Genomic DNA, 16,046 nt, shown 5'->3' on the forward strand with positions numbered 1-16,046 from the left:
AAATGGACGTAACTGCAAAATATGAACTGATTGGTTTGATGGCCTACCCTATCAGACACAGCCTGTCGCCTGAAATGCAAAATAAGGCATTAGAAAAAGCAGGATTGCCATTCACTTACATGGCATTTGAAGTCGATAACTCAACGTTTGCTAATGCCATTGCCGGGCTGAAGGCCTTAAAGATGCGTGGTACCGGGGTCTCAATGCCCAACAAGCAGCTGGCATGTGAATATGTTGATGAATTAACGCCTGCTGCCAAACTGGTCGGCGCAATTAATACTATCGTCAATGATGATGGTTACCTGCGCGGTTACAATACCGATGGCACAGGGCATATTCGTGCAATTAAGGAAAGTGGTTTCGATATCAAAGGTAAAACCATGGTACTGTTGGGCGCAGGCGGTGCGTCGACGGCTATTGGTGCACAGGCAGCGATTGAAGGCATCAAAGAAATTAAACTCTTTAACCGCCAGGATGAGTTTTTTGCCAAAGCGCAGGAGTTTGCCAAACGCGTCAATGAAAACACCGACTGCGTGGTCACCGTTATCGATCTCGCCGATCGCCAGGCTTTTGCTGACGCACTTGCCAGCGCGGATATTTTAACCAACGGCACAAAAGTCGGCATGAAGCCGCTGGAAAATGAATCTCTCGTGACCGACGCTTCCCTGCTGCGTCCGGAACTGCTGGTAACCGAATGCGTCTACAACCCGCATATGACCAAATTATTGCAGCAGGCGCAAAGTGCTGGTTGCAAAACAATTGATGGTTACGGCATGTTGTTGTGGCAAGGGGCTGAACAGTTCAAGCTCTGGACCGGGAAAGATTTCCCACTGGAGTATGTGAAACAGGTTATGGGTTTTGCCGCCTGACGGGCAAGCATTTGTACAATAGTTAAAGGGTAATCAATGAAAACCGTAACCGTAAGAAACCTCGTTATTGGCGAGGGTGCGCCGAAGATCATTGTCTCGCTGATGGGTAAAGACATCGCAACGGTAAAAAGCGAAGCGCTGGCCTATCGCGAAGCGGATTTCGACATTCTGGAATGGCGCGTAGACCATTTCACCGATGTCTCTTCCATTGAGGCGGTGTTGGAAGCTGCGCGCACCATCCGCGATGTGATGGCTGACAAACCACTGCTTTTCACCTTCCGTAGCGCCAAAGAAGGCGGTGAACAGGCTCTGTCTGTCGAGCACTATATTGCACTTAACTGCGCGGCGGTAGACAGCGGTCTGGTGGATATGATCGATCTGGAACTGTTTACCGGAGACGAACTGGTCAAAGCGACCGTCAAGCATGCGCACGCGAAAAATGTCTTTGTGATTATGTCCAATCACGATTTTCATAAGACACCAGCCGCGGAAGAGATTGTTCAGCGCTTACGTAAAATGCAGGAACTGGGCGCAGATATCCCGAAAATTGCCTTGATGCCGCAAAATAAAGCGGATGTTCTGACGCTGCTTAGCGCCACGCTGGAAATGCAAGAACGCTATGCCGATCGCCCGATAATCACCATGTCGATGGCTAAAACAGGGGTGATTTCACGTCTGTCTGGTGAGGTTTTCGGTTCAGCGGCAACCTTTGGGGCAGTAAAAAAAGCCTCCGCCCCAGGACAAATTTCAGTCACTGACCTGCGTACTGTATTGACAATATTGCATCAGGCTTAATTACAGATATATCCATATAAATATCAGTAATGCCCTACCCCAGATATTCGTCTAACCGCGGATATCTGGCCGGTAATTAAGTGTTATTAAATAACTCACAATATTATTGTCGAATATAGCGACAGGTAGTCGCACGCATATAATCTGGAGTTCATATGAAATTTTCAAGACCAAATCGTATAGATGGTCGGGTACCCGTATTATCCGCCGCAGATGCAGTTAATTATATTCCTGATGAAGCAACGCTTTGTGTATTAGGGGCAGGCGGGGGTATTCTCGAAGCAACAACATTAATTAATGCACTGGCAGAAAAATATAAAAATTCTCAGTCGCCACGAAATTTAGCGTTGATTAGTCCTACAGGTCTGGGTGACCGTGCCGACCGGGGAATTAGCCCGCTGGCACAGGAAGGTTTAGTCAAATGGGCATTATGCGGACACTGGGGACAATCACCGCGTATCTCCGACCTGGCTGAACAAAATAAAATTGCCGCCTATAACTATCCTCAGGGCGTATTAACCCAAACCCTGCGTGCATCGGCGGCTCACCAGCCAGGGATCCTTAGTGATATCGGCATCGGTACATTTGTTGACCCTCGCCAACAAGGCGGCAAACTGAATGAAGTGACCACCGAAGATCTGATCAAATTGGTGGAAATTGATAACAAAGAGTACCTGTATTACAAAGCCATTGCGCCAAACATCGCCTTTATTCGTGCCACCACCTGCGACAGCGAAGGCTACGCCACCTTTGAAGATGAAGTGATGTATCTCGATGCGCTGGTGATTGCCCAGGCCGTACACAATAACGGCGGTATCGTTATGATGCAGGTGCAGAAAATGGTGAAGAAAGCCACGTTGCATCCGAAAGCGGTGCGTATTCCCGGCTATCTGGTCGATATTGTGGTCATCGACCCCGACCAAACGCAACTGTACGGTGGCGCGCCGGTTAACCGCTTTATCTCTGGCGATTTTGTTCTCGATGACAGCCAACAGACTGCCTTACCGCTCAATCAGCGTAAACTGGTGGCCAGACGCGCCCTGTTTGAAATGCGCAAAGGTGCTGTCGGCAACGTTGGCGTAGGGATTGCCGATGGCATTGGCCTCGTCGCGCGCGAAGAAGGCTGTGCTGACGATTTTATTCTGACAGTCGAAACGGGTCCGATTGGCGGAATCACCTCTCAAGGTATTGCTTTCGGTGCCAACGTCAACACCCGCGCCATTCTGGATATGACCTCCCAGTTTGACTTCTATCATGGTGGCGGGCTGGATGTGTGCTATTTAAGTTTTGCCGAAGTGGATCGCCACGGCAACGTCGGCGTACACAAATTCAATGGCAAAATCATGGGTACCGGCGGTTTTATCGATATTAGCGCCACCTCCAAAAAAATTATTTTCTGCGGCACGTTAACAGCCGGAAGTCTGAAAACAGAAGTTGCCGATGGAAAGCTAAATATCGTGCAGGAAGGTCGGGTGAAAAAATTCGTCAACGAACTTCCTGAAGTGACTTTCAGCGGAAAAATTGCCCTCGAACGTGGACTTGATGTGCGTTACATCACCGAACGCGCTGTCTTTACGTTAAAAGCAGATGGTCTTCATTTAATTGAAATTGCGCCGGGAGTCTCTTTACAGGAAGACATCCTGGACAAGATGGATTTCACGCCAATTATTTCACCAAATCTGAAGTTGATGGACGAAAGATTATTTATCGATGCCTCGATGGGTTTTGTATTACCCGACGCCGCCAATTAAAAGGAGTACTCTGATGGACTTTTCGTTAACTGAAGAACAAGAACTGCTGCTTGCCAGCATTCGGGAACTGATTACCAGCAATTTCCCGGAAGAATATTTCCGCACCTGCGATCAGACAGCTACCTACCCGAAAGAGTTTATGCGTGCCCTGGCGGACAACGGTATTTCGATGCTGGGCGTTCCGGAAGAGTTTGGTGGCATCCCGGCAGATTACGTCACGCAGATGCTGGCGCTGATGGAAGTTTCAAAATGTGGCGCACCCGCTTTTTTGATCACTAACGGTCAGTGCATTCACAGTATGCGTCGTTTTGGATCCGCCGAACAACTGCGTAAGACCGCAGAAAGCACCATGGAAACGGGCGATCCAGCGTATGCGCTGGCATTAACCGAACCGGGAGCGGGTTCCGACAACAACAGCGCGACCACCAGCTACACCCGCAAAAACGGTAAGGTCTATCTCAACGGGCAGAAAACTTTTATCACCGGCGCGAAAGAGTATCCCTATATGCTGGTACTGGCCCGCGATCCGGAACCCAAAGATCCGAAAAAAGCCTTTACGCTGTGGTGGGTCGATTCGAAGAAACCCGGCATTAAGGTTAACCCGCTGCATAAAATCGGCTGGCATATGCTCAGCACCTGCGAAGTCTATCTTGATGACGTTGAAGTGGACGAAAGTGATATGGTCGGAGAGGAAGGCATGGGCTTTCTCAACGTCATGTACAACTTCGAGATGGAACGTTTGATCAATGCTGCGCGCAGTACCGGTTTTGCTGAATGCGCCTTCGAAGATGCCGCCCGTTACGCCAACCAGCGCATCGCATTCGGTAAGCCAATTGGTCACAATCAGATGATCCAGGAAAAACTGGCGCTGATGGCGATTAAAATCGATAACATGCGCAATATGGTGTTGAAAGTCGCCTGGCAGGCCGATCAGGAACAGTCTCTGCGCACCAGTGCAGCGCTGGCAAAACTGTATTGTGCACGTACGGCAATGGAAGTGATTGATGACGCCATTCAGATTATGGGTGGACTGGGTTACACCGACGAAGCACGCGTTTCCCGCTTCTGGCGCGATGTCCGCTGTGAACGCATTGGCGGTGGTACAGATGAAATCATGATTTACGTCGCAGGTCGCCAAATCCTGAAAGATTATCAGAATAAGTAAGCAGTAATGCTTGCCGGATAGCGCAAATGCGTTATCCGGCACGTGCCAGGTTAATCATATTTCTGGCATCAAACATTCCTGTTCTACGAGGTTATTTTTAAACTGCTTACGATAATCGCTGGGGGTACAACCCACATGCCGCTGAAAGAGTTTGGCAAAGTGATCGACATTTTCATACCCTACCCGCCAGGAAATTTCTGCCAACGAGGACTCCGTATTCGTCAGGGCAAATTTTGCCTCTGTCATTCGTCGCTGAATCACATAATTAATCGGCGAAATACGATATTCTTTAGTGAATTCGTGACAGATATAACTCACGCTGGCGCGAAACTTCTTAGACAACTGTTCCAGCGTAATTTTCTCTCGGAAGTTGTTATTTAAATAAACCAACACATCTTTAATTAAGATATCTTTCTTAATATGTCCCTGCTCAGAACGATAAGCATTTTTAAAATTCTCGTAATATAAAACGGTTAATGCATAAGCGAAGGCGTCATAAGCAGAAGACGTCAGGTTATTCCTACTCTGCGGGATCATAACACTCAGTTCATTAAAGATACTTTTAATAACCTCTTTGCCCTGACTGACGCTAATAACCGGACACGAGTGCATCTGCAAGAGTTGGTTCTCCTGCCAGTCGTTGAAACGAAAGCCGTAGAGCGCACAGGTGTAAGTGGTTGCAGGCGCGCTGCTATCGGAAGCAACCGCATGTAACCGCCCTTGTTCTATCACCACGATGTCACCCGCATGCGCGACATACAGCGAAGAGTCGATAATTAATCTTGCGACACCCTTTTTTACATAGATAAGCTCTGTTTCATTGTCATGAACATGATGGCCCGACTCCCAGTTAGGATCATCACTGATGACGAATCGCGAAAATCTCGGGGTTTTCCCCTGTTCAAAAAGGGTCTCCATGGCATTATCAAAACAGCGTTGATACATGACAACCTCCACCGAAAGGCAGTAATTTTGCGGATAATTAATATCGAAAAGTAAAAACGATGATGACGTTATACAACGTTATTCTGCCCAGACGAAACAAAATTATTTGCGTCGTCTGCAAGATGGCACCTCCAACTCCAGCACACTGCTCTCACAAATTATTTTTATTTTAAGAAAGCTGGAAAGTATAAATGTTATTAAGTCAGCAATAATAATTTACACACCAGAAACAAAGTGCGTGCAGAAACGGATAAAAATATGATCCATTTCTCAAAAAAGCGCCTCGATTTTATTTCCATATTTATCACCTTAACTCCCGACGTCGGCTTTACGTTCATAAACTAAGCATTCCTAAAGTCCTTTTTTTTGCAAGATTGTTGGGAATGAAAACAGATTGCCCCGTCGAAAACAGTCTCCCTCTGCCGCACACTATTTTCAGTCAATTTTCCCTACTGTTGATGATGGCACTCCCCGTCATCATCCACACGAGAATCACTGGAGATACCATGAAACTAATAACCTGCTTTAAGTTGGTGCCTGAAGAACAGGACATTGTTGTTACCCCACAACGTTCGCTTAACTTTGACCGGGCCGATGCCAAAATCAGTCAGTTTGATTTGAATGCAATAGAGGCCGCGACGCAACTTAGTGCGGAAGGTGATGAAATCGTCGCCTTAACGGTTGGCGGCTCGCTACTGCAAAACTCCAAAGTGCGTAAAGACGTACTGTCCCGCGGGCCAGATAGTTTGTTTATGGTGCAAGATCCCCAACTGGAACATTCATTACCGCGAGACACGGCTCAGGCGCTGGCCTGCGCGGCCAAAAATATTGAATTCGACCTGATGCTGTTTGGTGAAGGGTCTGGAGACATCTATGCCCAGCAGGTGGGCTTACTGGTTGGCGAACTCTTACAACTTCCGGTGATTAATGCCGTCAGCAACATCCAACGTAACGGCGATCGCATTGTGGTTGAACGTACGCTGGAAGACGAAGTTGAAGTGATTGAACTGCCTCTCCCCGCCGTGCTGTGCGTAACCTCAGATATCAACACGCCGCGTATTCCCTCGATGAAAGCCATTCTGGGCGCGGGTAAAAAACCGGTCACACCGTGGCAAGCCAGCGATATTGGCTGGACACCTGCTTCACCGTTAGCAGAACTGGTGAGCCTCACCGTTCCGCCACAAACAGAACGTAAGCACATCATTCTGGAAAATGACTCAGCAGAAGCCATCGCCGAGCTGGCTGAACATCTGAAAAAAGCCCTGAACTAAGCCCAACGGAGAGAAATTATCATGAGTAAATTAGCTAACGTATGGGTGTTCAGCGATAACGTAGAACGCTATGCAGAATTAATGGCCGGCGCACGCCTGTGGGGTGAACAGGTACACCTTATTGTACAAGGCAACGAACAGGCCATTCAGGTTAAACCTCTGGGTGCCGATGAGATAATCGTGCTGGAAGCAACGTCCGGTTTACAGCGTGTTGAAAACTTCGCCGAGACCATCGCCGCCCTGATACAAGAACATGCCGGGCTATTACTGATGCCAGCCACCAAACGGGCCAAATCCCTTGGCGCGCGGTTAAGTATTCAGCTCAATGCAGCGATGGTAAACGACGCCACGTCGGTAACGCTTGATGATGGCTCACTGTTCGCAGAACACCGTATGTATGGTGGTCTGGCATTCGGCAAAGAAAAAATCAAAACCACGCAGGCAATTATCACCCTTGCCCCAGGCGTACTTGAATCGGTAGAAGCTAATGCTTCACATACCTGTCCTGTTGTCTCTGCACCTTACATCGCACCGCACCATGAAATTATGTGTCAGGAGCGTCGCGCCAAATCCGTGAGCAGCGTGGATCTCAGCAAAGCCAAACGCGTGGTGGGCGTGGGCCGCGGCCTGGTTGCGCAAAACGATCTGGAGATGGTGCGCCAGTTGGCATCTGTACTGGGTGCAGAAGTGGGTTGTTCACGACCGATTGCCGAAGGTGAAAACTGGATGGAACGCGAACGCTACATTGGCGTTTCTGGCGTATTACTGAAATCGGACCTTTACCTCACCCTCGGCATTTCAGGACAAATTCAGCATATGGTCGGCGGTAACGGCGCGAAAGTCATTGTTGCCATCAACAAAGATAAGAAAGCCCCTATTTTCAATTACGCCGATTACGGACTGGTCGGCGACATCTACAAAGTCGTTCCGGCTCTTATCGAGCATCTCAGCCGCTAACCCCACATTTAACTCACATATCCCGCTGCCCTTGCAGCGGGAAGGGAGCATAAAGCATGTCAGATGAAAAATTTGATGCCATTGTGGTCGGTGCTGGCGTGGCGGGTACGGTTGCAGGCTACGTGATGGCTCAGGCCGGACTGGACGTGCTGGTCATCGAGCGCGGAAACAGTGCAGGCAGTAAAAATATGACCGGCGGAAGACTCTATGCACATAGTCTTGAGCGCATCATGCCGGGGTTCGCGCAGGAAGCGCCGCTCGAGCGTAAAGTCACCCGCGAAAAAATCTCCTTTCTGACCGAAGAAAGCGCCGTCACTCTCGATTTCCATCGTGAAAAAGCTGACGCACCAACGCAGGATTCGTATACCGTTTTGCGCAACAGACTTGACCCGTGGCTAATGGAAAAAGCGGAAGAGGCTGGCGTGCAGTTCATCCCCGGCGTGCGCGTCGATGCCCTGATCCGCGAAGGTAATAAGGTCACCGGAGTCCAGGCCGGTGACGATATCCTCGAAGCCAATATTGTCATCCTTGCCGATGGCGTCAACTCTATGCTGGGGCGCTCCCTGGGGATGGTTCCGCCCTCTTCTGCACATCACTATGCCGTCGGCGTAAAAGAGCTGATCGGCTTACCTCCAGCGGTCATTGCAGATCGCTTCAACCTTTCAGGTAATGAAGGCGCGGCCTGGCTGTTTGCGGGCTCACCGTCTGATGGATTGATGGGAGGAGGATTTTTGTATACCAACCAGGACTCCATCTCTCTGGGTCTGGTGTGCGGTCTGGGGGATATTGCCCATGCCACAAAAAGCATTCCACAAATGCTGGAAGACTTTAAGCAACATCCAACTATTCGGCCATTGATTGCCGGTGGTGAACTACTGGAATATTCCGCGCATATGGTGCCGGAAGGCGGTCTGGCAATGGTTCCAAAGCTGGTCGATGACGGTGTGATGATCGTGGGTGATGCCGCCGGTTTCTGTCTGAACCTGGGTTTCACGGTGCGAGGTATGGATTTGGCCATCGCTTCCGCAGAAGCCGCTGCCCAAACAGCCATTGCAGCAAAAGAACGACAGGATTTCTCGGCCAGCAGCCTGATGGACTACAAACGTGCGCTCGAACAGGGCTGTGTGATGCGCGATTTACAGCATTTTCGCAAGATCCCGGCGCTGATGGAAAACCCACGTCTGTTCACCCAGTACCCACGTATGGTGGCCGACATCATGAGCGATATGTTCACCGTTGACGGACGTCCAAATCAACCGGTTCGCAAGATGATTATGTCCCACGCAAAACAAATCGGGCTGATGAACTTACTGAAAGACGGTATCAAGGGGGCAACTGCACTATGAATCAGGACAATACCGTTAACGTTGACGTCAAACTGGGCGTTAATAAATTCAATGTCGATGAAGGCCACCCGCATATCATCCTGGCCGAACATCCCGATCTTAATGAATTTCGCAAGCTGCTGAAAGCCTGCCCCGCCGGGCTGTATAAGCAGGACGAGAGTGGAAACATTCATTTCGATTCTGCTGGTTGCCTGGAGTGCGGAACGTGTCGAGTACTGTGCGGCGACACGATCCTCGACCAATGGGAATATCCGGTCGGAACATTTGGCGTTGATTTTCGCTACGGCTAATGGATTTTGCCTGTAGTACACCGGATCGGCCACGCCGGCCATCCGGTCAGATGTATGCCGAAATCATCCTGGGAATAACTTCATGAGTATCACACTAACGTTTAACGCCGAACGTCGCGAGGCCTGGCGACAACAGGGTTTATGGGGAGATGCTTCGCTTGGCGATTACTGGCACCAAACTGCCAAAGCCATGCCAGATAAAATCGCCGTGGTTGATAACCATGGCGCTTCATTCACCTATGCTGCACTCGACAGTGCAGCCAGCAGTCTGGCAACCTGGTTTTTAGCCTGCGGTATTCAACCTGGCGACCGCGTTGCCTTCCAGTTACCGGGCTGGTGCGAGTTTACGGTTATCTACCTGGCCTGTCTGAAAACCGGGGCCGTTTCCGTACCGCTGCTGCCTGCCTGGCGTGAAGCAGAGCTGGTATGGGTGCTGAATAAGTGCAAAGCGAAGATTTTTTTCGCACCGACGCTGTTTAAACAGAACCGACCGGTCGATCTGATCCTGCCCTTACAAAACCAGTTGCCGCATCTGCAACAGATCGTTGCCGTGGATAAACTGGCTCCGGCAACTACCTCGCTGGCGCTCAGCCAACTGCTTTTAGCTCCGCCATTAACCCAAACGATTAATGTTCACGCCGATGAACTGGCGGCGGTGTTGTTTACCTCCGGAACCGAGGGAATGCCAAAAGGCGTAATGCTGACCCACAACAACATCCTTGCCAGCGAGCGCGCCTACTGTGCCCGCCTCAATCTCACCTGGCAGGATGTGTTTTTGATGCCCGCACCACTGGGACACGCTACCGGTTTTCTGCATGGCGTTACCGCACCGTTTTTAATCGGCGCACGCAGCGTATTGTTAGATGTTTTCACCCCAACCGCCTGTCTTGAACTGCTGGAGCAACAGCGCTGTACCTGTGTGCTCGGCGCAACACCCTTCGTCTACGACATGTTATGTAGCATGGAAAAACGCCCAAGCGATCTCTCATCGCTACGCTTTTTCTTATGTGGGGGCACAACCATTCCACAGAAGATTGCCCGTGACTGCCAGCAGCTCGGCATAAAATTATTAAGCATTTATGGCTCGACAGAGAGTTCACCGCATGCGCTGGTCAATCTTGACGATTCACTTTCTCGCATGATGAATACCGACGGATATGCTGCTGCAGGCGTCGAAATTAAAGTGGTCGATGAAGCACGCAATACGTTGCCTGTGGGTGTAGAAGGCGAAGAAGCGTCACGCGGTCCCAATGTGTTTATGGGCTATCTCGATGAACCCGAACTCACCGCCCGTGCGCTGGATCAAGACGGCTGGTATTACAGCGGCGACTTATGCCGAATGGACGATGCGGGGTACATCAAAATCACCGGACGGAAAAAAGATATCATTGTCCGCGGTGGAGAAAACATCAGCAGCCGCGAAGTTGAGGATATCTTATTGCAGCATCCCCGCATTCACGATGCCTGTGTTGTCGCGATGCCGGACGAACGCTTAGGTGAAAGGTCGTGTGCTTACGTGGTGCTAAAACCGCCGCATCATTCGTTGTCGCTGGAATCAGTGGTAGCCTTTTTTAGTCGCAAGCGGGTGGCAAAGTACAAATACCCTGAGCACATTGTGATCGTAGAGAAATTACCGCGCACGGCGTCCGGTAAAGTACAAAAATACCAGCTGCGTAAGGATATTATTCAGCGTTTGAGCGTGGAGAGTATTACAGGATAAAGCGCCGGATGGCAATGCTAACGCATCTTATCCGGCCTACGTTGAATAGGCCGGATAAGGCATGATGTTACTTGTTCAGTTCAGCCAGACTCAGCCAGGTCTGTACGACAGTGTCCGGGTTCAGCGACAGGCTGTCGATCCCCTCTTCCATCAGCCAGGCCGCGAAGTCTTCATGGTCAGATGGGCCCTGACCGCAAATACCCACGTATTTGCCCTGTTTCTTGGCTGCACGAATCGCCATCGACAGCAGCGCTTTCACCGCGTCGTTACGCTCATCAAACAGTTCAGAAACCACACCAGAGTCACGATCCAGACCCAGCGCCAGCTGCGTCATGTCGTTTGAGCCGATGGAGAAACCGTCGAAGTACTCGAGGAACTGCTCGGCCAGCAAGGCGTTAGATGGGATCTCACACATCATGATGATCTTCAGTCCGTTCTCACCGCGTTTCAGCCCCTGGCGTGCCAGCTCTTCCACCACCGCTTTCGCCTGGGCAACGGTACGTACAAACGGTACCATCACTTCAACGTTAGTCAAGCCCATGTCGTTACGGACACGTTTTACTGCGTCGCATTCCAGCGCGAAGCAGTCGCGGAAGCTATCGGCAACATAACGGCCCGCCCCACGGAAGCCCAGCATCGGGTTCTCTTCATGCGGTTCATAACGCTCCCCGCCGACCAGGTTGGCATATTCGTTGGACTTAAAGTCAGACATACGCACGATGACGCGTTTTGGATAGAACGCCGCACCCAGCGTCGCGATCCCTTCCGTCAGGCGACCAACGTAGAATTCACGCGGAGAATCGAAACCTTTCATCATGGCGCGGATTTCATTTTGCAGCTCAGGCGTCTGGTCATCAAACTCCAGCAGCGCACGCGGGTGTACGCCAATCATGCGGTTGATGATAAATTCCAGACGCGCCAGACCGACGCCTTCGTTTGGCAGACAAGCGAAATCGAAAGCCCGATCCGGGTTACCGACGTTCATCATCACCTTCAACGGCAGATCCGGCATGGTCTCCACGCTGGAACTCTTCACGCTAAAGTCGAGCATGTCAGCGTAAACATAACCGGTGTCGCCTTCGGCACAGGAGACAGTTACCTTCTCACCATCTTTCATGCGCTCAGTCGCATCGCCGCAGCCTACTACGGCGGGGATCCCCAGTTCACGGGCAATGATTGCCGCGTGACAGGTACGACCGCCACGGTTAGTGACAATTGCTGCCGCTTTCTTCATGATCGGTTCCCAGTCCGGGTCGGTCATGTCGGTAACCAGTACGTCGCCAGGTTCGATACGGTTCATTTCGCTGATGTCATGAATGACTTTGACCGGGCCCGCGCCAATGCGGTGACCGATGGCGCGACCTTCAGCAATAATTTTACCCTGCGCATGCAGCGTATAACGCTCCATCACCTGACCGCGGGAACGCACGGTTTCCGGACGCGCCTGAACGATGAACAGCTTGCCGGTATGACCGTCTTTCGCCCATTCGATGTCCATCGGACGACCGTAGTGCTTCTCGATTTGTACCGCCTGCTTGGCCAGTTCCTGCACTTCTTCGTTAGTCAGGGAGAAAATGTCGCGTTGTTCCTGCGGAACATCTTCAATGGTCACCTGCTTACCGTGTTCCTGGGTCGGCGCGTAAATCATGCGGATTTTTTTCGATCCCATTGTGCGACGGACGATCGCCGGACGGTTAGCCGCCAGGGTCGGTTTGTGCACGTAGAATTCATCCGGGTTAACGGCCCCCTGCACGACCATTTCGCCCAGGCCCCAGGCGGACGTGATAAAGACGACCTGGTCAAAACCGGATTCGGTATCGATGGAGAACATTACGCCTGAGGACGCGAGGTCAGAACGCACCATCCGCTGAACACCAGCAGAAAGCGCGACGCCACGGTGGTCATAGCCCTGGTGAACACGATAAGAGATCGCGCGGTCGTTAAACAGCGAGGCAAATACGTGTTTGATGGCAACCAGTACGGCATCAAATCCCTGGACGTTGAGGAAAGTTTCCTGCTGACCAGCAAATGACGCATCTGGCATATCTTCTGCGGTAGCGGAAGAACGCACGGCAAAAGAGGCATTGGTATCGTCCGCTGACAGTTGCGCGTAGGCATCGCGGACGGCATTTTCCAGTTCGGGCTGGAAAGGAGTGTCGATAATCCACTGGCGGATCTGTGCCCCGGCTTTCGCAAGCTCAGTGACATCGTCGATATCCGTTTTATCCAGCAGCTCATAAATGCGCTGGTTTACACCGCTCTGGTCCAGAAACTGGTTAAACGCATCGGCGGTCGTTGCAAAACCATTCGGTACGGAAACCCCCATACCTGAAAGGTTAGTAATCATTTCACCCAGGGAGGCATTTTTGCCTCCAACTCTGTCTACATCATTCATGCCGAGTTGGTTATACCAAAGCACCAGCGGTGACGAGCCATTGTTGGACATCGAACAATCCTTATATATGAACGAGGTTAGGAAACTCAATTTTGCGTAATTATCTTGGCATATTTACTCCGGCGAAAAAAACGGTGAATCGTTCAAGCAACTTTATTTTTTATTTTTTCAGATTGTTTCCGCATTTGCGCAAACCCGCGAGCCACACGGGATCACCACAAAAACGATCGGTATAAACATTTGTTCCGAAAAATGAAATGTACTTTTCATTAAATATAAAAATAGCGTTTCATTTTATAAAATAGATGCGGCAATATTCGCTTCTGGCGAATTTTAATTTATGCTTTCAGAGAATTATATCTGCCCCAGGATGAGCAAAATGGATAATGCTGTTGATCGTCACGTATTTTATATTTCTGATGGTACGGCCATCACCGCCGAGGTATTGGGTCACGCGGTGATGTCGCAATTTCCGGTCACGATCAGCAGCATTACGCTGCCGTTTGTGGAAAATGAGAGCCGTGCGCGTGCGGTTAAAGACCAGATTGACGCAATCTATCAACAAACTGGCGTGCGCCCTTTGGTGTTTTACTCCATCGTCCTGCCGGAAATTCGCTCGATCATTCTGCAAAGCGAGGGGTTTTGTCAGGATATTGTGCAGGCGCTGGTTGCCCCACTACAACACGAGATGAAGCTCGACCCTACGCCAATCGCCCATCGCACACACGGTCTGAATCCCGGTAATCTCAACAAGTACGACGCGCGTATTGCCGCCATTGATTACACCCTCGCCCACGACGACGGTATTTCGTTGCGCAACCTCGATCAGGCACAGGTGATCCTGCTCGGCGTTTCCCGTTGCGGTAAAACCCCGACCAGTCTATATCTGGCCATGCAGTTTGGTATTCGCGCCGCCAACTACCCCTTTATTGCCGATGATATGGATAATCTGGTGCTGCCGGCATCCCTTAAACCGTTGCAGCATAAATTATTCGGCCTGACCATCGACCCTGAGCGCCTGGCAGCCATCCGTGAAGAGCGCAGAGAGAACAGCCGCTACGCCTCAATGCGCCAGTGCCGAATGGAGGTTGCTGAGGTTGAAGCGCTGTACCGGAAAAACCAGATCCCCTGGTTGAACAGTACCAATTATTCGGTAGAAGAGATTGCTACCAAGATCCTCGATATCATGGGACTGAATCGCCGCATGTACTAGAATGCTAGTGCATTGGTTCGATTTTTTGTTATTATGCTCGCCACCAGGCAGGATGAGTGTGATATTGTGATGTACATCACTTCCCGGTAGTCCTGCCGTTGAAGCAACAAATTTCTGAGACAAGTAATGAACAGAACCGATGAACTCCGTACTGCGCGTATTGACAACCTGGTCACTCCAGCAGAGCTTGCGCAACGGCATCCTGTTTCGTCCTCCGTCGCCCGTCATGTTACGGACTCCCGACGTCGGATAGAAAAAATTTTAAATGGTGAAGACCCCCGTTTACTGGTGATCGTAGGTCCCTGCTCGATTCACGATCTTGATGCCGCGATGGAATATGCGACACGTTTACAGGCGCTGCGCACTAAGCACCAGGCGCGTCTGGAAATCGTGATGCGTACCTATTTTGAAAAACCACGCACTGTCGTGGGCTGGAAAGGCCTGATTTCCGACCCGCATTTGAACGGCAGTTATCGTGTAAACCACGGTATTGAACTGGCGCGAAAACTGCTGTTGCAGGTCAACGAACTGGGCGTCCCCACGGCAACTGAATTCCTCGACATGGTGACCGGCCAGTTTATTGCTGATTTAATCAGTTGGGGAGCTATTGGCGCGCGCACCACCGAAAGTCAGATCCATCGTGAAATGGCCTCCGCGCTCTCCTGCCCGGTCGGCTTTAAAAACGGAACGGATGGCAACACGCGCATCGCCGTCGATGCAATTCGCGCCTCCCGCGCCAGTCACATGTTCCTCTCGCCGGATAAAACCGGTCAGATGACCATTTATCAGACCAGCGGCAACCCTTACGGGCATATCATCATGCGTGGCGGTAAAAAGCCGAATTATTATGCTGAAGATATTGCTGCTGCCTGCGATACCCTACACGAGTTTTCCCTGCCTGAGCATTTGGTGGTCGATTTTAGCCACGGCAATTGCCAGAAGCAGCATCGCCGTCAGTTAGACGTTTGTGATGACGTGTGCCAGCAAATTCGTAACGGTTCGACGGCAATTGCCGGGATCATGGCGGAGAGTTTCTTGCGTGAAGGTACGCAAAAAATCGTTAGCGGCCAGCCGCTGGTTTACGGTCAGTCCATTACCGACCCGTGCCTGAACTGGGAAGATACTGAACTGTTGGTTGAAAAACTCGCCTCTGCGGTTGATAGCCGTTTTTAATGCTGTTCGCCGGGCAATATCACTTTGCCCGGTGCTAATCCTTTGTTTTTCCCCGATTGTTGTGCAAAAAACGTTCTCGTCACAATTATTTCACAAAAACGCTTGCCGCAAATTTGCAGTTTGATGATAATGATTATCATTGTTACATTGATTGTT

General features: G+C 50.6%; 13 protein-coding genes. 11 read left to right on the plus strand and 2 right to left on the minus strand.

Features of this window, described 5'->3' with window-relative positions; all coding sequences use genetic code 11:
* Window positions 1-2: 2 nt before the first annotated feature.
* From ydiB to OGY83_RS06145, 4 genes are all read left to right on the plus strand, one after another.
* On the plus strand, window positions 3-869 hold the full coding sequence (ydiB, locus tag OGY83_RS06130) for a quinate/shikimate dehydrogenase (protein WP_003836604.1): 867 nt from the start codon (window positions 3-5) through the stop codon (window positions 867-869).
* Between the two features lie 36 nt (window positions 870-905).
* On the plus strand, window positions 906-1,664 hold the full coding sequence (gene aroD / locus OGY83_RS06135; RefSeq protein WP_191227387.1) for a type I 3-dehydroquinate dehydratase: 759 nt from the start codon (window positions 906-908) through the stop codon (window positions 1,662-1,664).
* Between the two features lie 155 nt (window positions 1,665-1,819).
* A complete protein-coding gene (locus OGY83_RS06140) occupies window positions 1,820-3,415 on the plus strand; it encodes an acyl CoA:acetate/3-ketoacid CoA transferase (protein ID WP_191233648.1) in 1,596 nt (531 codons plus the stop codon).
* A gap of 13 nt (window positions 3,416-3,428) precedes the next feature.
* A complete protein-coding gene (locus OGY83_RS06145) occupies window positions 3,429-4,580 on the plus strand; it encodes an acyl-CoA dehydrogenase (protein ID WP_003832619.1) in 1,152 nt (383 codons plus the stop codon).
* 54 nt (window positions 4,581-4,634) lie between these two features.
* Here OGY83_RS06145 and OGY83_RS06150 read toward each other — a convergent pair whose 3' ends face one another.
* Complete coding sequence (locus OGY83_RS06150) at window positions 4,635-5,525, minus strand: AraC family transcriptional regulator (protein ID WP_286635474.1); 891 nt, start codon at window positions 5,523-5,525, stop codon at window positions 4,635-4,637.
* A 506-nt stretch (window positions 5,526-6,031) separates the two neighbouring features.
* Between OGY83_RS06150 and OGY83_RS06155 the strand changes: the two genes are divergently transcribed.
* From OGY83_RS06155 to fadK, 5 genes are all read left to right on the plus strand, one after another.
* Window positions 6,032-6,796 (plus strand): electron transfer flavoprotein, encoded by a 765-nt coding sequence (locus tag OGY83_RS06155; protein ID WP_123267046.1) that lies wholly within the window; start codon window positions 6,032-6,034, stop codon window positions 6,794-6,796.
* Between the two features lie 21 nt (window positions 6,797-6,817).
* A complete protein-coding gene (locus OGY83_RS06160) occupies window positions 6,818-7,753 on the plus strand; it encodes an electron transfer flavoprotein subunit alpha (protein ID WP_286635475.1) in 936 nt (311 codons plus the stop codon).
* Between the two features lie 56 nt (window positions 7,754-7,809).
* Window positions 7,810-9,099 (plus strand): FAD-dependent oxidoreductase, encoded by a 1,290-nt coding sequence (locus OGY83_RS06165; protein WP_123267044.1) that lies wholly within the window; start codon window positions 7,810-7,812, stop codon window positions 9,097-9,099.
* A complete protein-coding gene (locus OGY83_RS06170; RefSeq protein WP_003832609.1) occupies window positions 9,096-9,389 on the plus strand; it encodes a ferredoxin family protein in 294 nt (97 codons plus the stop codon). Before OGY83_RS06165 ends, OGY83_RS06170 begins: the two co-directional genes overlap by 4 nt.
* Before the next feature lie 82 nt (window positions 9,390-9,471).
* Window positions 9,472-11,109 (plus strand): medium-chain fatty-acid--CoA ligase, encoded by a 1,638-nt coding sequence (gene fadK / locus OGY83_RS06175; protein WP_286635476.1) that lies wholly within the window; start codon window positions 9,472-9,474, stop codon window positions 11,107-11,109.
* Window positions 11,110-11,176: 67 nt separating this feature from the next.
* Here the strand turns inward: fadK and ppsA are convergent, their stop codons facing one another.
* On the minus strand, window positions 11,177-13,555 hold the full coding sequence (ppsA, locus tag OGY83_RS06180; protein ID WP_191233655.1) for a phosphoenolpyruvate synthase: 2,379 nt from the start codon (window positions 13,553-13,555) through the stop codon (window positions 11,177-11,179).
* Window positions 13,556-13,883: 328 nt separating this feature from the next.
* Here ppsA and ppsR point away from each other — a divergent pair, with 328 nt between their 5' ends.
* Both ppsR and aroH read left to right on the plus strand, forming a co-directional pair.
* Complete coding sequence (ppsR, locus tag OGY83_RS06185) at window positions 13,884-14,717, plus strand: posphoenolpyruvate synthetase regulatory kinase/phosphorylase PpsR (protein WP_043016583.1); 834 nt, start codon at window positions 13,884-13,886, stop codon at window positions 14,715-14,717.
* Window positions 14,718-14,843: 126 nt separating this feature from the next.
* Window positions 14,844-15,890 (plus strand): 3-deoxy-7-phosphoheptulonate synthase AroH, encoded by a 1,047-nt coding sequence (gene aroH / locus OGY83_RS06190; RefSeq protein WP_286635477.1) that lies wholly within the window; start codon window positions 14,844-14,846, stop codon window positions 15,888-15,890.
* Window positions 15,891-16,046: the final 156 nt, after the last annotated feature.

The organism is Citrobacter sp. Cpo090 (assembly GCF_030332665.1).
Taxonomy (GTDB): Bacteria; Pseudomonadota; Gammaproteobacteria; order Enterobacterales; family Enterobacteriaceae; genus Citrobacter; species Citrobacter portucalensis.